Here is a 22,271-nt window from a genome sequence, read left to right on the forward strand (position 1 = left end):
CAAATAATTGTTGGCAAAACTAAGAAATAATAACGACACATATATAAAATACGTACGAACAACTGAATTAGTTTATAAAAAATAAATTATACATTTACACTCGTGCTTTTTTAAACTCTACAATGAAGAAAAATATTGCAATTATAATGGGTGGGTATTCTAGTGAATACCAAATTTCTCTTAAAAGTGGTAACGTGGTTTACAAGGCTTTAGACCAGGACCAATACACGGCGTATCGTATCCATATTTTTAAAGATAAATGGGTCTATGTTAATGATTTGGATGAAGAATTTCAGATTGATAAAAATGATTTTTCTGTACAAATAGACGGTTCTAAAATCACTTTCGATTGTGTTTTTAACGCTATCCATGGCGCCCCAGGAGAAGATGGGTATATGCAAGCTTATTTTGAATTGCTCAACCTCCCACAAACCAGTTGCGATATGTACCAAGCGGCATTAACTTTTAATAAACGCGACTTACTTGCCACTCTAAAACCTTACGGCATAAAAACCGCTGAGAGTTATTACCTCAATTTTGGAGATCCTATAGACGAAACAGCCATCATTGCAAAAGTAGGCTTGCCTTGTTTTGTAAAAGCCAATAAAGCTGGGAGTAGCTTCGGAATTTCTAAAGTGTACAAGAAAGAAGATCTACAAGCCGCCATTGACAACTCCTTTAAAGAGGATAATGAAATTATAATAGAACAGTTTCTAGACGGTGTAGAAGTTTCCGTAGGTGTAATTTCTTACCAAGGAGAAACTCGTGTATTGCCAATTACTGAAATTGTTTCTGAAAATGATTTCTTTGATTACGAAGCCAAATATTTAGGGAAGTCGCAAGAAATAACACCAGCAAGAATTTCTGAAGATTATGCCCAAAAAGTGAGTGTGGAAGCCAAAAGGATTTACGAAACTTTAAAAATGAAAGGCTTTTCTAGAAGCGAATTTATTTTTAAAAATGATGAACCGTATTTATTAGAAGTTAATACCGTTCCTGGCTTAACCAACGAGAGTATTCTACCACAGCAAGCCACACAGGCCGGAATAAGTATGAAAGATTTGTTTGCCAATGCCATTGAAGAAGCTATGACAAAATAATGGTTATCTTTGACTTTAAAACTTATCGCTTTTTAAAAGCAGTACAATCTTTTTAGAATGAAACGAGCATTATTTCCAGGATCTTTTGACCCCTTAACCAACGGCCACTACGATATTATTAAACGTGGCATTAAACTTTTTGATGAAGTTATTGTGGCTATCGGTATTAATTCTGATAAAAACTATATGTTTTCATTAGAGGAAAGAAAACGCTTTATTGAAGAGGCTTTTAAAGACGAATCTAAAGTAAAAGTTGTAACCTATAAAGGCTTAACCATAGATTTCTGTAGAGAGATTAATGCCGAATTTATTTTAAGAGGACTGCGTAATCCAGCGGATTTTGAATTTGAAAAAGCGATTGCCCATACCAACAGAAAACTCTCTAAAATTGAAACGGTATTCTTATTAACCTCTTCTAAAACATCCTTTATCTCCTCTTCTATTGTACGCGATGTGCTTAGAAACGACGGTGACTACACGGTGTTAGTCCCAGAAAGTGTACGAGTTAATAAATAAACGAGAAATACTTTAAAAAGAGAGCTTCGGAAATTTTTCTTGAAGCTTTTGAATCTTAGTCTCTAAATTCTGAATAAATTTTTGGTGCGCCTCAGACTCCGCATTAAAAGGTCTGTGTTGTAACCCCTTTTGAATGCTTGCAACAGTTTCTGCTGTTTTTATAGCCTCTTCCGTTAGCCAAACGCTTTTAAATTTCTCCCAAATATAATCGACAGCAAGGGCATTAGGATGAAGCAAATCTCTACCGTAAAACCTGTAATCTCTTAATTCATCCATCATAATTTCAAAAGACGGAAAATAATACTGCTGCGCTCTAGGATCTACCACCTCATGGATGGCAGCAATTAAATGCGATTTACTCTGTGTATTCTCCACAAAACCATCTTTAATATGCCTTACCGGTGATACCGTAAAAATAAAAGAGACCTTAGGATTCACGCTTTTCACTAAACTCATTATAGCACTAAGCGACTCTGAGATTTGTGAAACCGGAAGCAGTTCTTTTAAAAATTGTTTTTGAGGAAGTTTATGGCAATTGGCCACCACAGTATCTGAAGCTATATGCCTATACACCCAACTTGTACCTAGGGTGATTACCACATGAGAAGAAGTTTGTAGAGCTTTTTCCGTGGCATCAATTTGCGCGTTTAATTCCGCTAACAAATCCGCTTTGTGGGTTCTATTTAATTTGGAATGGGCATCTAAACAAAACCACTGCTCGTTATAAAACTGAACCTCATCTGCTTTATAATAATCGAGATTAATGGCCCTTGAGATTAAGGTCTCAATTGCTAAAGGATGAAACAGAATACCTAAAGGATTACTTAGGGATTCAAATTTATGATGCGCAAATTTATCTCCTATATGCTCAGAAAAGCAAGACCCAAGCAACAACAGTTGAGAATGATAATCTATAAGATTATGTTGTTGCTTGGGTAATGGTATTGCTGTTTGTAATTTCATAATAGCTGCTGCACGGCGTGCAGAGAAAATATTAAAGGTATGCTTTAGCTGCTTCTAGAGCCGCTTCAATACCTGCTGGATTTTTACCCCCTGCAGTAGCAAAAAATGGTTGTCCACCACCACCACCTTGGATGTGTTTCCCTAATGCTCTTACAATAGTTCCAGCATTTAAGTCGTGACTCGCCACTAAAGGTTTAGAAATATAACAGGATAAAATTGCTTTTCCATCCTTTTCAGCACCAAATAACAGAAATAAGTTTTCAAACTGACTTCCCAATTCAAAACAAACATCTTTAATTCCAGCTGCGTCTAAATCTAATTTCTTGGCTAAAAACTGCACCCCATTAATATCGGTTAACTCATTTTTAAGTTCCCCTTTAATGTTCTTCGCTTTATCTTTTAAGAAGCCTTCAATTTGCTTCTTTAATTCCGCATTTTCATCTTGAAGAGTCTCTAAAGCTTTAACCGGTTCTTTAACGTTGTTAAGCAAGGCTTTCATCTCTAAAAAAGAGGTGTTATTATCTGTAAAATAAGATTTAACAGCTTTATTAGTAATCGCTTCAATACGTCTAATTCCTGCTGCTACAGCACCTTCAGAAATAATTTTAAAATGCCAAATATCGGCGGTATTCTTAACGTGAATACCTCCACATAATTCCATAGATTTCCCAAAACGAATGGTTCTTACCGTATCTCCATATTTTTCGCCAAATAAAGCCACAGCACCTTCTTCAATCGCTTTTTCCATAGGTACATTACGTTGCTCTTCTAAAGGAAGCTTCCCTTCTATTCTAGCATTAACGAAGTCTTCAATATCTTGTAATTCTTCCGAAGTTACTTTAGAAAAGTGAGAAAAATCAAAACGTAAAGCATCTGGTTTTACCAAGGATCCTTTTTGCTCTACATGCGTACCTAAAACGGTTCTTAATGCTTGATGCAATAAATGCGTTGCCGAGTGATTACTTGATGATAAAGCGCGGTGTTCTTCATTCACCACAGCTTTAAAACTTTCATTAATATGCTCTGGTAAATTTTTAGTCAGATGAATAATAACGTTATTCTCCTTTTTAGTATCTAAAATATAAATGAGATCGCCATGAACATCTTGCAAGGTTCCTTTATCTCCAACTTGTCCACCGCCTTCAGCGTAAAATGGCGTTAAGTTAAAGACCAACTGATACATTTCACCATCTTTCTTAGAGGTGACTTTACGGTATCTGGTAATTTTCACATTAGCTTCTAAGGCATCGTAACCAATAAATTCTTCTACCTCATCTTCAACTAAAACAGTCCAGTCTTCCGTCGATGTTTCACTCGCAGAACGCGATCTATTTTTTTGCTTTTCTAACTGTGCTTTAAATCCTTTTTCATCTAGCTTTAAATTCTTTTCAGATAGAATTAGCGCCGTTAAATCAATAGGGAAACCGTAAGTATCATACAATTCAAAAGCCTTTTCACCAGAAACGGTATCGCCTTTAGTTTCTTCAACAACTTTTTGTAATAAAATTAAACCTTGATCTAAGGTTCTTAAGAAAGACGCCTCCTCTTCTTTAATTACATTTTCAATTAAGGTTTGTTGCGCTTTTAATTCTGGGAAGGCATCGCCCATCTTATTGCGTAGCACTTCTACCAAACGGTAAATAAACGGTTCTTTTTTATCTAAAAAGGTAAATCCGTAACGGATGGCACGACGTAAAATTCGTCTTATAACATAACCCGCTCCCGTATTACTTGGTAATTGACCATCAGCAATAGAAAAGGCGACAGCTCTAACATGGTCAGAAATGACACGGATTGCAATATCCGTTTTATCCTCATTCCCGTATTTTTTATCGGTAATGGTTTCAATTTCGCGAATAATCGGTGTAAACACATCGGTATCGTAATTAGACTGCACACCTTGCAATACCATACACAGACGTTCAAAGCCCATACCTGTATCGATATGCTTATGTGGTAACGGCTCTAATGTCCCATTGGCTCTTCGGTTATACTGCATAAAGACCAAATTCCAAATTTCCACAACTTGAGGATGGTCCATATTCACTAAAGATTTCCCATCTACTTTTGCTTTTTCTTCTGCAGAACGGATATCAACATGGATTTCACTACAAGGTCCGCATGGCCCTTGGTCGCCCATTTCCCAGAAATTATCCTTTTTATTGCCTTTTAGAATACGATCTTCAGAAATAAATTGCTTCCAAAGGTCATAAGCATCCGTATCCATATCTAAATTATCAGCATCATCACTCCCTTCAAACACCGTAACGTATAAGATATCTTTATCTATGCCATATACTTCGGTTAATAATTCCCAAGCCCAAGCGATAGCTTCTTCCCTAAAATAATCGCCAAAACTCCAATTCCCAAGCATTTCAAATAAGGTATGGTGATAGGTATCGTAACCCACTTCTTCCAAATCATTATGCTTCCCAGAAACGCGTAAACATTTTTGAGAATCCGTAATTCTGTTGCTTTTAGGTTCTGCATTCCCCAAAAAGTATTCTTTAAAAGGTGCCATACCTGCGTTAACAAACATTAGGGTGGGATCATCTTTTAAAACCATAGGTGCAGAGGGCACTATAAGATGCTGTTTTTCTTTAAAGAAATTTAAAAATTTAGAACGGATATCTTGAGACTTCATATATTGAAATTAGATCTTGTTTTTAATTAATTACCAAAAATGCAAAACTATTTTTTTATCTTTGGTCGTTAGGCAAATTAAGAAGCTTATGTACTACTCTTATTAGCTGCAAAAATAGCATAAATTCAAACATGGCTAAAGTAAAATATTATTATGATTCTGAAACGCTTTCTTATCGCAGAATAAAGCGAAAAAAAGCAACAACAATTAAATATGCAGGGGTCTTTTTAACCGCTGCAGCACTCTTTGGGTTTCTATTTGTATTTATAGCAAGCCAATATATTGAATCGCCAAAAGAACGTCAATTAGCGCGCGAATTGCAGAATATGGAATTGCAATTTGAATTGATAAACAAGCGCATGGACGATGCTATTGCGGCCTTAGAAAATGTTGAAGAACGCGATAATGCAATTTACAGATTATATTTTGAAGCCAATCCGATCCCTACCGAACAGCGACGTGCTGGATTTGGAGGCATCAATAGATATAAAAAATACGAAGGTTATGACAACTCGCAACTTATAGCTGAAAGTAATAAACGTATGGATATCTTAGAGAAGGCTATTGTAGTGCAATCTAAATCTCTAGATGAAATTGCAAAATTAGCAGACCATAAGGAGAAGTTTTTAGAAGCCATCCCCGCTATACAACCCATAAGCAACGAAAATTTAACCCGAATGGCATCGGGATACGGCTACCGAACAGACCCTTTTACAAAAGTTAGAAAGTTCCACTACGGCATGGATTTCACGGCACCACGTGGTACTCCTATTTATGCCTCGGGAAATGGCGTTATAAAACGTGCCGATAATAGATCTACAGGTTACGGAAACCATATTAGAATTGATCATGGCTACGGTTATGTTTCACTTTATGCGCACTTATACAAATACAATGTAAAGGTCAATCAGCGCGTAAAACGAGGCGATCTTATTGGTTTTGTAGGAAGCACGGGGCGTTCTGAAGCACCACACTTACATTACGAAGTGTTTAAAGATGGAGAACGTATTAACCCTATCAACTTCTACTACGGCAATTTATCTGCTGAAGAATATGACATTTTACTGAAGAAAGCATCCTTAGAAAACCAATCCCTAGATTAAGATGCATATAGATTTACCAGAAAAACGTTATTATGGTATTGGCGAAGTGGCTGAAGCTTTCAAAGTCAATCCGTCGCTCATTCGGTTTTGGGAAAAAGAATTTGATGTTTTAAAACCCAAAAAAAATGCGAAGGGCAATCGTAAATTTACACCTGAAGACATAAAAAATCTCAAGTTCATTTACCATTTGGTAAAAGAGAGAGGATTTACCTTAGAAGGCGCCAAAACCCACCTAAAGGAAGAGAAAAAATCGGCTTTAAATAAATTTGAAATTATTGAAAAGCTCGAAAGCATAAAAGCACAACTGAACAAAATAAAAACACAACTTTAAAACTTAACTATCATGAAAAAATGGCTAATTCCTGTTATCGTAATTGCACTTCTTGCTTTTGCACTTTACAATTGGGCTGTTGGATTTAATAATACCGCAGTCACTTATGAAGCCGATGCAAAAACAGCATGGTCTAACGTAGAGAGTTCTTACCAACGAAGAAATGACCTTATTGGAAACCTTGTGAAAACTGTACAAGGTGCAGCCGATTTTGAAAGATCGACATTAACCGACGTTATAGAAGCTAGAGCTAAAGCAACGTCTACAAACATTGATGTTAGTAACATAACCCCAGAAAACATGGCTCAGTTTCAACAAGCCCAAAGTGGACTAAGTGGTGCGTTATCTAAGTTATTAGTTTCCGTAGAACGTTATCCAGAATTAAAGGCGAACCAGAACTTCTTAGAGCTTCAAAGCCAATTGGAAGGGACTGAAAACCGTATTAATGTTGCACGAGATCGTTATAATGAAAAGGTTAATATTTACGACATTCACATCTCTAAATTCCCAGGAACTATCTTAGCCGGTTGGTTTGGTTTTGAAGATATGCCAAGATATAATTCTGACCCAGGTAGTGAGAATGCCGTAGACGTTAATTTCGATTTTTAATCTTATAATTTATGCCAAATATTGAGCAGTTCTTAACCGAAAAAGAAGAAGCCGAGATTGTTGAAGCCATCCGAATTGCGGAAGGAAAAACCTCTGGTGAAATTCGTGTACATATTGAACAGCAATGTGATATTGACACTTATGAACATGCTTTAGAAGTGTTCCATTTTCTAAAAATGGATAACACCCAACAGCGTAACGGGGTTCTTATTTATGTTGCTGTAGACAACAAGGCTTTTGTTATTTGTGGAGACCAAGGGATCAATAATAGTGTTGGTCCTGATTTTTGGAACAGCACCCGCGATAAAATTGCTGCACAATTTAAGTCTGGTCATTTTAAACAAGGGCTAATTGATGGGATTACTGAGGCCGGACAGGCATTGGCAACTTATTTCCCATGGGATCATAATGATAAAAACGAATTAGATAATTCAATTTCAAAAGGGTAATGTACAAACATAAACACATCACGTTTCAAATTTTATTTCTGCTAGTATTGGCTATGCCATTTTTAGGGATGGCACAGTATGAAATACCTGAAAAGCCAGAATTTCAAACGAGTGTTTACGATGAGGAGATTAAATTACTATCCCCTTCAGAAAAAAGTTATTTAGAAGACAAACTCATTCGTTATTCCGATTCTACATCCACACAAATTGTTATCGCTATTATTAGCTCTACCAATGGAGAATACATTAATTATTTAGGAGCTCAATGGGGTGAAAAATGGGGTATTGGACAAGCGGATAAGGATAATGGTATTTTTATTCTTTTAGCGAGAGACGACCGAAAAATAAATATTAGCACTGGTCTAGGTACAGAACACCTTCTTACCGATGCAATGAGCAAGCGTATTATTAATAACGATATCATTCCTTATTTTAAACGCAACGATTATTACGGCGGACTCAACCGTGCCACGGATGCTATTTTTGAAGTGATGACGGGTGAATACCAAGGCACAAGACAAACTAGCGACGATGGATCATCTCCCATAGGTTTCCTATTTTTCTTAGCCATTATTTTCATCATTTTTGTGATTACAATCTCAAAAAGTAATGGAGGAAATGGTGGTAGTGGTGGTCGTCGTTCGGGATCTGGAGGCTTACTAGAAGCCATTATTTTAAGCAACTTAGGACGCGGAAGCTATTCTAAAGGCTCTTCAGGAGGTTTTGGTGGTTTCGGCGGAGGAGGTTTCGGAGGTAGTTCTGGTGGCGGCTTTGGCGGAGGCTTCGGTGGTGGTAGCTTTGGCGGTGGTGGTGCTTCTGGAGGTTGGTAAAATCCAACGACTTACAGCTAAATTTGAAAGTACATTAAACCATGTATTAAGTCCAAATCCTAAAAGACCATTAATCTGATTTTCGAAGGATAACCATAGGCCATTTTACGTACCTACACGTTGATCTAAGGTTCTTAAAACATTAGAGATATGCCTTTAAAGTGTTGTACTTCGGTGTATCTTATCGTAGACTATTAATCTAAGAAGATAACTCCACCATTATCGGTTTTACCTTTACTTCCTAAGCTATTAAACTTATAACTTAAGCTCAGCATAAAGTAACGTCTTAACACTGTACTTTGACGGTCTTCAATATAATCTTGAGTCGCTACACGGCGCGCATTAGTATTCTGGTCTAACAAATCATAAACCTTTAAAGTTATAACAGCTTTATCGTTAAAAATACTGTAAGCTAAGGTGGAGTTCCAAAACCAAGCACTTCTTTGAAATCCTTCGGCAACATCGGGATTATAATTAAAACTGATATCGTTACGCCATTCTAAATTCTCAGGTAGAAATGTTGTTGTTTTTAAACCAAGATCATGATTCGTAAACGTTCTATCTTCAAAAGCCTCGATATCGTAAGCATTATTAGTAAAACTTAAGTTATAGTAGGGTTTAAACTCTAAAACTTTATCCCAAATAAAATCGACACCTACACGTGGAGAAAAAGTATTTACATGACTCGCATACTTTACCCCATTGTTAAAGTTAATAATTTTAGATACCCCATAATTCCCCCTTAATCGTAGCTTTAGAGTTCTCAGCGTATCTAGCTTAAAGGCTTTACTATAGTTACCCGACACGTTGAAATTATAATTCCCATCTACATTTTCATAGGTCGTAGTTCGTTTTAAGGTTTCGGCATCAACAAGGGTCTTACTCACCACATCATTCTTGGTCGCATACCCGTAAAAATTCACATAAAACCCTGTTCGTTTTTGCCAATCGAACCCATTGTAACCCCCATAAAAACTATGCCTATTGGAAGGTTCTAAATTAGGATTTCCAATTATGGTTTCTAAAGGGTTAGACACATCGGTATACGCCTGGAGTTGACGTAAGGCCGGCGGTGTATTTTCTAAACGATAATCGACATAAAAGGATGACTTTGGACTAAATCTATAGCTGATTCCGGAGTTAATTTCTATATTTTCAAATTGGCGTTCTACGTTAAACTGAGAGCGCAGCACATCTTCATTGGTTAATGTGCGTGAATTGTAAGACACATTAAATCGGGTCCACAGTTTATCGTGACTAAAACTAAGTCCAATAGTAGGAACACTTTGCACATCGGCATACTTAAAATCGGTACTGAGTTCGGTGTTAAAGTCGGTAAATCCTAAAGTACTGCCATTATAATCATAAGTGCTTTCTGTATTGGCATCTTTATTAATATCATATTCATATTCAAAATTCAAAAACAATTTTTTAGCGAGCAAAGGCAAACGGTAAGCCAGTTCTGCAGCAACCCCATAACCTCTATTTTCGCCATCGGTATATTGATTTCTAAGAATAGATTCTGGAGTTTCACCATATACATTGGTATCTGAATTTAGAAAATCATCACTGTCCTCATGATCTACAGTGGTCTCTAATTTTAAGGTTAGAAATGCTCCTTTATTCCCAAAGCGCTTGGCTGCCGAGATTTGGTTTGAAAACGTATTTGCCGTTCGCTCTACATTGGAATTCACGTTAGATTGATTGGTTAACATCAAATCTTCATCTAAGGTTTCTTCAAAACTAGAAAATTGTGTTCGCGATTTTGATAAGTTTATAGACGGTGAAATGGTCAACTGAAACGTGGAGTCGGTTTCTATTTCGAACTCTATATTTGCTGAATGGTTATCGATATCACTGTCGGATTTTGAATTGGAATTGGTAAAAAATCTCGAATCGGATAAAATGGTTTCACGCTGCGCTGCTGATTCGTTTTCTGAAGCACTTGAGGCGTAAAAATAATCTGCAGAAACCTCAGTTTTCTCACCAATAACATCGGCATAATTTACCCCTGCATTTTGAGATGTCGTAATACCTTCTCCTGCACCAAAGGAACGTCCGCCAATAGAAAAAGACCCGTTACTATTAAAACTAACTCCACCACCAGTACCAAACATTTTAGAAATTTCACCGAAACTAAATCCAGGCGAATTGGTGTTATTACCTCCCACAAGAGCACTCACTCTTCTATCGTTATCAAAGACATTAACCATACCGGCAAATTCATAACGTTCATCCGTGCCGCCACCAGCAGACACACGTCCAAAAACACCTTTATTATTTTCTTCTTTGATGGTAAGGTTTATGGTTTTATTTTCCTTATCGCCTTCTTCTCCTGTAAAAGCTTCCGATTTGGTTTTAGTATCTACAATCTGAATTTTTTCAATAATATCTTTAGTCAGATTTTTTGTGGTTATAGTAGGATCGTCGCCAAAGAACGGCTTCCCATTCACTAAAATTTTATTAACCGATTTGCCATTAACCGTGATTTTTCCTTCTGAATCCACCTCAACACCTGGCAGCTGTTTTAATAAATCTTCGACATTGGCATCCTTCTTCGTCTTAAACGACTTTACATTAAATTCTAAGGTATCCTTTTTTATAGTAATTGGCGCTGTAGATTTTATAAGGACTTCACCCAACGCATTATCTAAAGGCATTGTTATGGCGCCTAGGTTGATCTTTTCTTTATTAATCGCCACTTTTTTAAAATAAGTACGATAGCCAACAAAAGACACATAGAGGTTTAAGTCCTTATCGTAAGTTGAGTTTTCAATTTTAAAAGCACCGTCCTTATCGGAAATGGTATAGGTTACAACCGAGCTATCTTTTACGCGTTCTATATAGACCGTTGCAGATTCTAAAGGGAGATTGGTATCTTCAGCTTTAAGGGTTCCTGTGATTTCAAATGATTTTTCTTGAGAGTAGATAGACAAGGTAAATAGGAAGGCGAAGATTAAAAACAGATTCTTCATATTGATTGATTGATTGATTGATGATTTTACAACACAAGAACGCAATTAACCCTAAATACGATATAAATTATCTTAAAATTTTTATAAAATTATAATACCGATCCTATTTTAACATCCTCATTTTCAACTCTACAAAACTTGTTAAAGAGCCCAAACCTAATAAATACAAGGTATACAGCACTTCTATCTAAACTTAGGAACTTCATTAATTCCGATTAAAATTTCAAGCTTAATAAAACTCTAAAACAAAAAAATCCTCCTAAATATCATATTTAGGAGGATCATAATCGTATTGAATTTACGATATAAACTTATTTCTTTCTCATGTAAACACTAACCGGTACACCATTAAAATCGAACTCTTCACGTAATTTATTTTCTAAGAAACGCTTATAAGGTTCTTTGACATATTGTGGTAAATTACAGAAAAATGCAAATTGCGGTTGCGGTGTTGGCAATTGCATGATGTATTTAATTTTCACAAACTTCCCTTTATAGGCTGGTGGTGGCATATGCTCTATTATAGGCAATAAGGTCTCGTTTAGTACGCTAGTTTTAATACGCTTTGTTCGGTTTTTATAAACCTCAACCGCAGTTTCAATAGCTTTAAAAATACGTTGCTTATTAAGCACAGACATAAATACAATAGGCACATCGGTAAATGGTGCCATCTCTTGTCTAATATGCTGTTCAAATGCTTTTGCGGTTTTCGTATCTTTTTCAATAAGATCCCACTTATTCACCAAAATAACAATTCCTTTTCGGTTGCGTTCTGCTAACCAGAATATATTCTGAACCTGACCATCAAACCCACGAGTGGCATCTAAAACAACCAAACAAACGTCACAATGCTCTATAGCTCTTACACTTCGCATTACTGAGTAAAACTCTAAATCTTCCTTTACCTTAGATTTACGACGAATACCAGCGGTATCTACTAAGTTAAATTCAAATCCAAAACGGTTATATTTGGTATCTATAGAATCTCTGGTAGTCCCAGCAATATCGGTAACGATATAACGATCTTCTCCAATTAAAGCATTGATAAAAGACGATTTTCCTGCATTAGGTCTTCCTACTACAGCAAAACGTGGTAATTCATCTTCTTCAACTTCTTCTTTCTCTGGTAAAGCTTCAACAACAGCATCTAATAAATCTCCTGTTCCGCTACCATTAATACTTGCAATGGTATAATATTCACCTAAACCTAAAGAATAAAATTCTACGGCATCTTCAGCACGTTTATTGTTATCTACTTTATTAACAACTAAGAAAACAGGTTTATCAACTCTTCTTAATAATTTAGCGACATCTTCATCCATTCCTGTGACACCCGTCTCTACATCTACCATAAAAATAATGGCATCAGCCTCATCAATAGCAAGTTCTACTTGTTTATCAATTTCAGCTTCAAAAACATCATCACTTCCTACGACATATCCTCCCGTATCGATTAAAGAAAATTCTTTACCATTCCAATCGGTTTTACCATAATGACGATCTCTTGTAACACCACTCACGGCATCTACAATAGCCTCACGTCTTTTAATAAGACGGTTAAAAAATGTCGATTTCCCTACGTTAGGACGACCCACTACAGCGACAATATTGCTCATTGATTTTAATTTAAGTCTACAAAGATACTATATACTTGTGTCTTATGAGGCACTATTAAGCACTTTTCACTTCATATTGACAACAATCCTTGCAAAGTTAAAAAATGTGACCTAATTATATTGACTAAAAATTGTTAACATCCTGTTGATAACATGTCCGATTATAGGGAAGATAACCTTAAAATTTAGTAATTTTAACCCGTGTTTTATAGTAAAACCTAAAACAGGCGTAACCTGACCACTAAAAAGGTAGAATAACGTAAGAACAGCTCCTTTCTTACCTACCATTAAGGCGGCCTGTAACACGAACAAACTTTTTACGATACACCTTAATAAATGGGTGTTACAATTAAATTTTTAAACTGAGAATGGAGAGATTTTTAACGCTTATCTTAACTTTGGTACTAAGTTCTAACCTTATGTTAGCCCAAGAAAGCTACATAGAACATACCATACAAAAAGGAGAAAGCGTTTATAGAATTTCTAAGCAATACGGTGTCAGTGTGCAATCTATTTATGCCCTGAACCCAGGATCTATAGCCGTTATTTACGCAGGAAGCACGCTACGTATTCCAAAAGCCGAAGTGAGCAACCCTAACACTAACCCTACCCCATCGCCTACCACTAATGATGACGGATTTATTAAATATGAAGTTAAACGCGGTGAAACCAAGTTTAGTTTAGCGCGACGGTTCGGAGTTAGCATTTCACAATTAGAGCAGCAAAATCCGCATATCGTTCCGATGCTACAAGAGGGTCACATCCTTACCGTGGATAAAAGTTTACAAGAAAAACCAGCTGAATTATCAAAAGGACAACACCGTGTTGTTAAAGGTGAAACCCTTTTTGGTATTGCCAATGCAAACGGTATTAGCCTTGCACAACTTAAAGCTGCCAACGCACATCAATTATCAGGCTATTTAAAAATAGGACAAGTTTTAACGATTCCGACTCCAGAAGAAAACAACGCAAATACTGACTTTTACTTGGTGAAACCTAGAGATACCAAATACAGTTTGGCCAAACGCTTTAAAATGAGCATTGCAGAACTTGAGCAAAAAAATCCGCATACGGTTCCTATGCTTATGGCCGGCCATCGATTAAAAATTGACGCTCAAGAAACTTCAAAAACTTTAGAACCGATAGATGATTCTGAAACCGAAGTCGCAATAACACCTCAAACTCCGGAAGATCTTGCCGCAACCGAGACCCTAAAAACGGAGACTGTGGTAGATAGCCTTTCAGAAGTTACTCCTGAAGACACGCGTTATAAAGATTATGTTATTGAACCTAAACAAACGCTTTACGGTTTATCTCTTATGGCCGGTATGAGTATTGAAGAATTTACAGCACTGAATCCAAAATTAAAAACCGCTGTAATTGTAGGCGACATTATTAAAATGCCAATAGAGGTTAAAACCGTCAATCAACCTACCGATAAAATTAAAGCACCAACCACTCCTGCAGATGTTCCTAGTGCAACAAACGAGAACGTCAACACAGAGATCAGCGCCACCTCTAACAACGAAACCTTAATAAAAAACCTTAATCGAGAAACGGCAAACGGAATTTATTTTTACACGCCTTTTTCTGGTGAGGAACTTAGTAATCCTAAGGAAAGACAAAAAATACTGAGTGCACATCCAGACTTTCAGAAATATGTAGACTTTTTCCAAGGTGCACAGGTTGCAATTGATTCCGCTAAAGCACTGAACTTAGATTTTGAAGTCTCTTTAATAAAACGCAACATTGCAAAAACAACGGTAACTATTGATAGCCCTTATGAAAAGAATGCCCTATTAGTGCCTTTCTTAGAGCAAGACAGCTATTTCCCTAGCTTTACTTCAGACCAAGACTTATCTATTATTGATATTAAATCGCAATTAAAAAACCAGCACTCTATTCAGACCTACAATGCCATCCCTACAGATAAACTAGAAAAAACAAAGACCCTTAAGTATTTAGCGCAACAAAACGCCAAGGTCATTGTGGTTAGCGATCTTAGCGAACCTCGTAATAAAACCTTGATTCAAGAAAACTTACCGGAAGCTACATTTTTAAAAGCCGATAATTCCGGATTCTTTAATTCTGAAACTCTAGAAAAAGCCTTAGATAAAAATCAACTGAATTACATTGTTTTTGATAGTAAAAAGACCATCGTTCTATTAAATACCACAACCACCTTGTTAGGAAAATTATCAGAATACAACATACAACTTGTTATGATGGAGTCTGACATGTTAAGCAAACAAAGTGATGTTTCTGAAATGCGTTATCGCATCTTAAAGTTAATTTACCCATCAACGATTAAATCTGAAAATAAGATTGCTATTGCCAATTTTGAGACCCGTTACGTAGATACATTTGATACCCAACCCTCTGAACATGCGGTCTTAGGTTTTGACGTTACCTTAGATGTTTTATTAAGAATTTCTCAAAACAGCGCCTTTGAAAACACGGTGAAGACTATAATTTCTACCCAACCTCACTATCAATTTCAATATCAAAAAATTGAAGAAGGGTACTATTCAAATATTGGCTTATATCTAATGCAATACAATGCAGATGAAGGTGTTAAAGTTCTCGATTAAGGTGGGCCTAAAAACCGTCTTCTCACCTAAATTTACCATAGAATTGGTAGAAAAATAAAACTATAAACGTCCGTATTTTCAGACCCTAAACACGCCTTCTTAGAGGTAAAAATCCTCCATAAAATACATAAAATTTCGACGATTGACATTCTTATTTCAGTTCAAATAATTGCAACTACTTGTTAATCAATTAATTATATCTAGAATTAAGCTCTTAAATTTCTCTTAAACTGAAGGGCTATATTTTTGCGATCTAAAGGCTATTTCTATATATTTGTTTTCCCCTCAATCTTTCAACTTAACAAGATGATTGTTTAATTTTTTTGAACTTGCTGTTCTTAATCCATGGCACCGATTTCAATAAAAAGTAATTATTATAAATATTCTTAATGAAGGCCGACAAGTACAGTTTTAAAAGTCACCCTATACTTATAGCGTTTCTTCTCTTATCCATAAGTATGGATTTCAATAGTATATATGCACAATGCCCTACTGTTGATGATACTATTCAATCTTTCTGTGATGTAGAATCTTTACTGGTAGGAGATTTACAAGCTACCGATACAGGCGATGGCGTCGTTTGGTATGAAAGTGCAACCTCTACCACTCCGCTTTCTTATTCTGAAGGCTTAATAAATGGCGAAGATTATTACGCGGATAATAATTCAGGTACGTGTAGCTCGAGAGTCCGTGTAGATGTTAACATTTACGGCCCTCCAATTGGAGATAATTTTCAAGGCGTTTGTTTAGATGATACCACATTGGCAACCGTTAGTAGTTTAGATGCAGTTGGAAATGATGTGCAATGGTATTTATCTTCCACAGGAGGCACTCCCTTAAATGATAATGATATTTTAATGGATGATACCATCTACTATGCCGATCAGGCTAGCCCAGATGGCAGTTGTAGAACCTCAAGGTTATCAGTGCTTGTTAAAGTCGGTTATACGCCGGTTCCCACAGGCGATATGGTGCAGCAGTTTTGTGCCACAGCTACAGAAACCCCTACAATTGGGGATTTAGTCGCTTCAGGAACAAACAATTGGTACATTTCTTTATACTCAGCCTTAATTTTACCACCCTCAACACCCTTGGTCAATGGCCAAACCTATTATGCCACTACGGTAGACCCACCGTGTGAAAGCACCGGAAGATTAGCGGTTGTAGCGATTGTAGACGATGCTCCAAATGCAGGTGTGGACAGTATATATGAAATCTGTAATACCGATAACAGCACCGTAAATCTATTTGACCAACTTGGAGGTACTCCAGATTCTGGAGGAACTTGGTCTCCAACTTTAAATAGTGGTTCAGGTATTTTTGATCCTAGCATCGATCCGCCTGGTGATTATACCTATGCGGTAAACTCAGAAAATGCTATTTGCCCTGAGGATCAAGCGACGGTGACCGTTAATTTTATTCAAGCGCCAAGCGCTGGAGAAAGTGCCGCCATTGAAATTTGTAGTAATAGCGACGCTATCGATTTATTTCTAAGCTTAGAAGGTACTCCAGAAGAAGGAGGTACATGGTCGCCTACATTATCTAGTGGAACAGGACTATTTGATCCTTCCGTAGATGCTCAAGGCATTTACACCTATACCGTTAGTGGTGCTGGCCCATGCGCCAATGCAACAGCCACTATTGATGTTGCTGTAACCCCTTATGAAAATGCAGGTGAAGATGGATCTTTAGTGATTTGCGACAATATTGGTACAGTAGATTTGTTTAATAGCCTTCAAGGAACACCGAGTCCTGGTGGTTCATGGTCTCCAGCTCTAAATAGTGGTACTGGTGTTTTTGATCCATTACTAGATGCTCCTGGTGTTTATACTTACGAAATTATAGGCAATTACCCTTGTCCTAATGAAACCGCCACAGTAACTATTAGTGTTAATGCGCTTCCTATAGCAGGCGCTAACAGTACTTTAGAAATTTGTAGTAATGATAATACAGCTGTAGATTTATTTGATAGCCTTGGTGGTAACCCTGATACTAATGGTACATGGAGCCCTGCGCTAGCGAGTGGCACGGGAGTTTTTAATCCTTCCGTAGATGCTTTCGGAACCTACACGTATACCGTTGAAGGCACTCCACCGTGTGAAAATATTAGCGCTGAAGTTAATGTCGTTTTAGTCCCAGCACCTAATGCAGGTCAGGATACTGAAATTGACCTTTGTAGTAATAACGGTCCTATAAATCTATTTGAAATTCTTAACGGTACGCCTGAAGCAGGTGGATTTTGGTCTCCTGCACTAGCGAGTGGTACCGATATTTTTGATCCTGAAATTGATACTGGTCTTAGCTATACCTATACCGTTCCTGGATCAGGTCCATGTGCAGATGCGACAGCAACAGTAAATATGATGTTCACGCCTTATTTAAGTGCAGGTACCGATGGTTCGGTAACAGCATGTTCAAATAATGGCACAATTAACCTCTTCGATAGTCTTAATGGAAATCCACAAACCGGAGGAACTTGGTCCCCAGCTTTAGCAAGTGGAACTGGTATTTTTGATCCTTTAGTGGATGCTGAAGGGACCTACACGTATGCGATTTCAGGATCAGGACCTTGTTTAGATAATTCTGCTGAAGTAACGGTTGAAATTATTTCACCACCTAATGCTGGTGAAGATGGGTCTATAATTTTATGTAGCCTCGTTAATACCACCGATTTATTTGATAGTTTAAATGGAACTCCAGAACCTGGAGGAGTATGGACGCCAACGCTTTCAAGCGGAACAGGAACCTTTGACCCTAATATTGATGCGGATGGTGATTATACATACACTGTAAGTTCGGTCTGCGGTGACAGTTCTGCTGTGGTTTCCGTAACCACTATTGAAGCCAATAATGCGGGTATGAATGGTATTGTTGAATTCTGTAGTTCGGAAACAAATACTTTTGATCTTTTTGACAGCCTTACCGAATCGCCTGACACAGGAGGAACTTGGACCCCAACTTTAGCGAGTGGTACCGGTGTTTTTAATCCGAATTTAGACAACCCAGGGGTATATACCTACACTGTATCTAATAGTGCAAGTCTTTGTCCAGATGATACGGCGACCGTTTTAGTAGCGCTTTTACCTGATCCGAATGCAGGAAATGATGGCACATTAAATTTATGTAACACCACGGACCCTCAAGATTTATTCAATAGCCTTTCAGGAACACCCGATGCGGGAGGAACTTGGGCACCAGCCCTAGCCAGTGGTACAGGTGTTTTTGATCCTAATATAGATGCAGAAGGCGTATATACTTATACCGTGAGCAACACTTGTGGGACATCTTCGGCCAGCGTTAATGTTTCTTTATCGGCGACTAATGATGCCGGTACCGATGGCAGCGTTGAACTTTGTAGTACAGCAACTCCGATTGACTTATTTGATGCTTTAGGAGGTACTCCTGATGTTGGTGGAACTTGGACCCCAGAATTAACAAGTGGTACGGGGATTTTTGATCCGAGCCTTGATGCCTCGGGAGTTTATACCTACACCGTTTCTAGCGCAAATACCACCTGTCCTGAAGCAACTGCAGAAGTAACCGTTAATGTTTTAGCCGCTCCTGATTCAGGTACAGATGGCACTTTAAATTTATGTGGCACAACGGAACTTCAAGATTTATTCGATAGCCTATCGGGAACGCCCGAAACCGGAGGAACTTGGTCCCCTAGCCTTACTAGTGGTACAGGAATTTTTGATCCTACCTTAGATCCTGAAGGTATTTACACCTATACCGTGAGCAATAGTTGTGGTACATCTTCATCTCAGGTTACAGTATCCTTATCCGATACTAACGATGCGGGTACCGATGGTACTATTGAACTTTGTAGTACAGAGGCTCCAATTAACTTATTTGATTCTTTAGGAGGCACACCTAATGTTGGCGGAACTTGGTCTCCAGAATTAGCTAGTGGTACGGGAATTTTTGATCCAAGTATTGATGCAGGAGGTGTTTATACCTATACCGTTTCTAGTGCTAACGCTAGCTGCCCTGATGCAACTGCCGAGGTAACAGTTACCGTATTATCTGCAGCGAATGCAGGAATGGATGGCACTTTAAACCTATGTAATGCCACAGAACTTATTGACCTTTTCAATAGCTTATCGGGAACACCAGAAACAGGAGGAACCTGGTCTCCTGCACTGGCAAGTGATTCTGGAATTTTTGATCCCAATGTTGATCCGGAAGGGGTTTATACGTATACTGTGAGTAATTCTTGTGGCACAAATACTGCTAGTGTAACCGTTTCATTATACGGTAGTAATGATGCAGGGATCGATGGAAGCATTGAACTTTGTAATACGGCCGCTCCAGTAGATTTATTTGATAGTTTAGGAGGTACGCCAAACGTTGGTGGAACTTGGTCTCCAGAATTAGCAAGTGGTACAGGTATCTTTGATCCTAGCCTTGATACCGCAGGAATTTACACGTATACGATTTCTAGCAGCAATGGAATTTGTCCAGATGACGTCGCAGAAATTGAAGTAACGGTCTTACAAACACCTCAGGCTGGAGAAGACAGCAACCTTATATTATGTACAGGAGACACTAGTGTTGTTAATTTATTTGATGCCTTAGAAGGTACTCCAGATGAAGGCGGCGTGTGGAGCCCGACTTTAAGCAGTGGTACAGGAGAATTTGACCCAAATATTGATAGTGCGGGAGTTTACACCTACACCCTTACCTCTTCAGAATGTAATACCACAAGTTCTTCTACCGTAACCGTAACAGTAGAAGACGCCCCGGATGCTACAGGTTTATCTATAGATATGGATGAGCAGTTTATCTGTTATGAAGTCGATGATGCTATTATTAATATCACCGGAGCCAATCAACTCCCTGACGGAGACTACACCTTAGTTTACAAGCTCAGCATTTCGAATACAGCGATAAATACCATTACGATTACCGTAATTGATGGGAATGCCACCTTCGTTATTCCACAAAGTTATTTTGCGGTATCTGGTGTAACGATTCTTACGATTTCACATTTATACAATATTGGCGCCACCTGTAGTTCTATTGTAGATGATTCTATAACCTTGAAGATTGATGTGGAAGAATTACCAACTCCAGAACTTATTGATACAGCTGTAGAATACTGTGTAGAAGATAGCTTAACCTTATCAGATGTATCAGATAATATTCTTCCGCTTGAGGATAGCATTATTATATGGTATGACGCTTTAACGGAAGGAAACCTTTTAAGTGATTCAGATATATTAGAAGATGAAACGGTTTATTACGCAAGCTACCAATCTATTTATGGCTGTGAAAGCATTGATCGTTTAGCTGTTCCTGTAAACTTTACCACTTGCGAGCAAACCCTTTTAATCCCTGATGGATTTTCTCCAAATGGCGATGCTATTAATCCGGTTTTCGATATTTTAAACTTAGATGTTTTATATCCTAATTTTAAACTCAGCATTTATAATAGATATGGTAATATCCTCTATGAAGGTGATATTAATACGCCTAAATGGGATGGTACAGGTAAAAATAATAACGAGGTTTTACCGGCCGGCGTTTATTTTTATCTCATAGAATTTAATGATGGACAACGTGAACCTAAACAAGGAAGAGTCTATTTAAATAGATAATTTTAATGATAAGCAACATACGAATTTATAGCATTGTAATCCTAACCCTATTTTTAGGCTTATCTACCCATGCGCAACAAGATCCACAATTCACTCAATATATGTATAATATGAGTGTTATTAATCCAGCGTATGCTACGGCAGATGACATGGCTATTAACTTAGGGGTCTTATACCGATCGCAATGGGTTGGTGCTGTTGGGGCTCCAAAAACAGCGACATTGTTTGGGCACACTAAACTTAATAATCGTCTAGAAGGTGGCTTGTCTATTGTTCATGATGAAATTGGAGATGTGGTTAAACAAACCAGTGCCTATGCCGATATTGCCTATGTGCTTCCTATGGGCGAAACGTCAAAATTATCTTTCGGAATTAAAGCAGGTGCCACTTTTTACAGCACTAATTTTGATGGTTTTGTCTATTCAGATCCACTCCCCGATCCCACGTTTGCTGAAAACATAAATAAAACCTTTCCTAATGTTGGAGCTGGACTTTATTATTTTACCGAGGACTATTATCTTGGACTTTCCGCGCCAAATTTATTACAGTCTAAACACCTACAAGATGATAGTGGTGTAGTGTCTGAAGCTTCAGAAAATATACACCTCTTTTTTACGGGAGGTTATGTATTTACAATTAATGACGATTTTAAACTGAAGCCTGCCTTTATGACTAAATACGTTAATCACGCCCCATTAAGCGTAGATATAACTGCAAATGTTTTAATGTACGATCAGTTGGAATTTGGTTTAGGCTACAGATACGATGATTCTGTATCTGCCTTAGCTAATTTCGTCATCTCACCGAGTATAAGAGTCGGTTACGCTTATGATCATACTTTAAATAACCTAGGCCGTTTTAATTCAGGATCTCACGAAGTATTTTTATTATTTAACATTAACAAGTTAGGGAAAGGCTACGATAAATCACCACGATTTTTCTAA

14 protein-coding genes are annotated in these 22,271 nt (G+C 37.5%); 10 read left to right on the forward strand and 4 right to left on the reverse strand.

Going from position 1 to position 22,271, the window contains the following annotated elements; all coding sequences use genetic code 11:
• Positions 1 to 122: 122 nt before the first annotated feature.
• A complete protein-coding gene (locus ACFQ13_RS11935; protein ID WP_386117605.1) occupies positions 123 to 1,100 on the forward strand; it encodes a D-alanine--D-alanine ligase in 978 nt (325 codons plus the stop codon).
• A 57-nt stretch (positions 1,101 to 1,157) separates the two neighbouring features.
• The gene (gene coaD / locus ACFQ13_RS11940) at positions 1,158 to 1,616 is read left to right on the forward strand and encodes a pantetheine-phosphate adenylyltransferase (RefSeq protein WP_114310150.1); all 459 of its coding nucleotides are present in this window, start codon (positions 1,158 to 1,160) and stop codon (positions 1,614 to 1,616) included.
• A 12-nt stretch (positions 1,617 to 1,628) separates the two neighbouring features.
• Here coaD and ACFQ13_RS11945 read toward each other — a convergent pair whose 3' ends face one another.
• A complete protein-coding gene (locus tag ACFQ13_RS11945) occupies positions 1,629 to 2,579 on the reverse strand; it encodes a GSCFA domain-containing protein (RefSeq protein ID WP_386117607.1) in 951 nt (316 codons plus the stop codon).
• Between the two features lie 31 nt (positions 2,580 to 2,610).
• Positions 2,611 to 5,223, reverse strand: coding sequence for an alanine--tRNA ligase (gene alaS / locus ACFQ13_RS11950; RefSeq protein WP_386117610.1), 2,613 nt, complete (start codon positions 5,221 to 5,223; stop codon positions 2,611 to 2,613).
• A gap of 131 nt (positions 5,224 to 5,354) precedes the next feature.
• Between alaS and ACFQ13_RS11955 the strand changes: the two genes are divergently transcribed.
• From ACFQ13_RS11955 to ACFQ13_RS11975, 5 genes are read left to right on the forward strand one after another with little or no spacing between them, the layout of a single operon-like run.
• Entirely contained in the window at positions 5,355 to 6,326 is a 972-nt protein-coding gene (locus tag ACFQ13_RS11955) for a M23 family metallopeptidase (protein ID WP_114310153.1), read from the forward strand.
• A 1-nt stretch (position 6,327) separates the two neighbouring features.
• Positions 6,328 to 6,657, forward strand: a complete 330-nt coding sequence (locus ACFQ13_RS11960; RefSeq protein WP_386117613.1) for a MerR family transcriptional regulator — start codon at positions 6,328 to 6,330, stop codon at positions 6,655 to 6,657.
• Between the two features lie 12 nt (positions 6,658 to 6,669).
• Positions 6,670 to 7,266, forward strand: coding sequence for a LemA family protein (locus ACFQ13_RS11965; RefSeq protein ID WP_386117615.1), 597 nt, complete (start codon positions 6,670 to 6,672; stop codon positions 7,264 to 7,266).
• Between the two features lie 11 nt (positions 7,267 to 7,277).
• Positions 7,278 to 7,715, forward strand: coding sequence for a TPM domain-containing protein (locus ACFQ13_RS11970; RefSeq protein WP_386117618.1), 438 nt, complete (start codon positions 7,278 to 7,280; stop codon positions 7,713 to 7,715).
• Positions 7,715 to 8,545, forward strand: a complete 831-nt coding sequence (locus tag ACFQ13_RS11975) for a TPM domain-containing protein (RefSeq protein WP_386117619.1) — start codon at positions 7,715 to 7,717, stop codon at positions 8,543 to 8,545. The genes ACFQ13_RS11970 and ACFQ13_RS11975 overlap by 1 nt, the downstream gene beginning before the upstream one ends.
• Positions 8,546 to 8,739: 194 nt before the next feature.
• Here the strand turns inward: ACFQ13_RS11975 and ACFQ13_RS11980 are convergent, their stop codons facing one another.
• Together ACFQ13_RS11980 and der are read right to left on the reverse strand one after the other, a co-directional pair.
• On the reverse strand, positions 8,740 to 11,520 hold the full coding sequence (locus ACFQ13_RS11980) for an outer membrane beta-barrel protein (protein WP_386117621.1): 2,781 nt from the start codon (positions 11,518 to 11,520) through the stop codon (positions 8,740 to 8,742).
• Between the two features lie 311 nt (positions 11,521 to 11,831).
• Entirely contained in the window at positions 11,832 to 13,136 is a 1,305-nt protein-coding gene (der, locus tag ACFQ13_RS11985; RefSeq protein WP_114310159.1) for a ribosome biogenesis GTPase Der, read from the reverse strand.
• Positions 13,137 to 13,504: 368 nt separating this feature from the next.
• On the opposite strand from der, the gene ACFQ13_RS11990 reads away from it, so the two are divergent.
• The 3 genes from ACFQ13_RS11990 (at position 13,505) to ACFQ13_RS12000 (ending at position 22,271) form a co-directional block, all read left to right on the forward strand.
• Positions 13,505 to 15,727, forward strand: a complete 2,223-nt coding sequence (locus ACFQ13_RS11990; protein ID WP_386117623.1) for a LysM peptidoglycan-binding domain-containing protein — start codon at positions 13,505 to 13,507, stop codon at positions 15,725 to 15,727.
• A gap of 389 nt (positions 15,728 to 16,116) precedes the next feature.
• A complete protein-coding gene (locus tag ACFQ13_RS11995) occupies positions 16,117 to 21,327 on the forward strand; it encodes a T9SS type B sorting domain-containing protein (RefSeq protein WP_386117625.1) in 5,211 nt (1,736 codons plus the stop codon).
• A gap of 5 nt (positions 21,328 to 21,332) precedes the next feature.
• Complete coding sequence (locus ACFQ13_RS12000; RefSeq protein ID WP_386117627.1) at positions 21,333 to 22,271, forward strand: PorP/SprF family type IX secretion system membrane protein; 939 nt, start codon at positions 21,333 to 21,335, stop codon at positions 22,269 to 22,271.

Source organism: Winogradskyella rapida, assembly GCF_042675845.1.
Classification (GTDB): Bacteria; Bacteroidota; Bacteroidia; order Flavobacteriales; family Flavobacteriaceae; genus Winogradskyella; species Winogradskyella rapida.

Excerpts from the sequence above, each read along its gene's own strand:
- ACFQ13_RS11970 (WP_386117618.1), top strand. The coding sequence starts at position 7,278 with ATGCCAAATATTGAGCAGTTCTTAACCGAAAAAGAAGAAGCCGAGATT.
- ACFQ13_RS11980 (WP_386117621.1), bottom strand. The coding sequence starts at position 11,520 with ATGAAGAATCTGTTTTTAATCTTCGCCTTCCTATTTACCTTGTCTATC.
- ACFQ13_RS11975 (WP_386117619.1), top strand. The coding sequence starts at position 7,715 with ATGTACAAACATAAACACATCACGTTTCAAATTTTATTTCTGCTAGTA.
- ACFQ13_RS12000 (WP_386117627.1), top strand. The coding sequence starts at position 21,333 with ATGATAAGCAACATACGAATTTATAGCATTGTAATCCTAACCCTATTT.
- ACFQ13_RS11990 (WP_386117623.1), top strand. The coding sequence starts at position 13,505 with ATGGAGAGATTTTTAACGCTTATCTTAACTTTGGTACTAAGTTCTAAC.
- ACFQ13_RS11960 (WP_386117613.1), top strand. The coding sequence starts at position 6,328 with ATGCATATAGATTTACCAGAAAAACGTTATTATGGTATTGGCGAAGTG.
- ACFQ13_RS11955 (WP_114310153.1), top strand. The coding sequence starts at position 5,355 with ATGGCTAAAGTAAAATATTATTATGATTCTGAAACGCTTTCTTATCGC.
- alaS (WP_386117610.1), bottom strand. The coding sequence starts at position 5,223 with ATGAAGTCTCAAGATATCCGTTCTAAATTTTTAAATTTCTTTAAAGAA.
- ACFQ13_RS11995 (WP_386117625.1), top strand. The coding sequence starts at position 16,117 with ATGAAGGCCGACAAGTACAGTTTTAAAAGTCACCCTATACTTATAGCG.
- ACFQ13_RS11945 (WP_386117607.1), bottom strand. The coding sequence starts at position 2,579 with ATGAAATTACAAACAGCAATACCATTACCCAAGCAACAACATAATCTT.
- coaD (WP_114310150.1), top strand. The coding sequence starts at position 1,158 with ATGAAACGAGCATTATTTCCAGGATCTTTTGACCCCTTAACCAACGGC.
- ACFQ13_RS11965 (WP_386117615.1), top strand. The coding sequence starts at position 6,670 with ATGAAAAAATGGCTAATTCCTGTTATCGTAATTGCACTTCTTGCTTTT.
- ACFQ13_RS11935 (WP_386117605.1), top strand. The coding sequence starts at position 123 with ATGAAGAAAAATATTGCAATTATAATGGGTGGGTATTCTAGTGAATAC.
- der (WP_114310159.1), bottom strand. The coding sequence starts at position 13,136 with ATGAGCAATATTGTCGCTGTAGTGGGTCGTCCTAACGTAGGGAAATCG.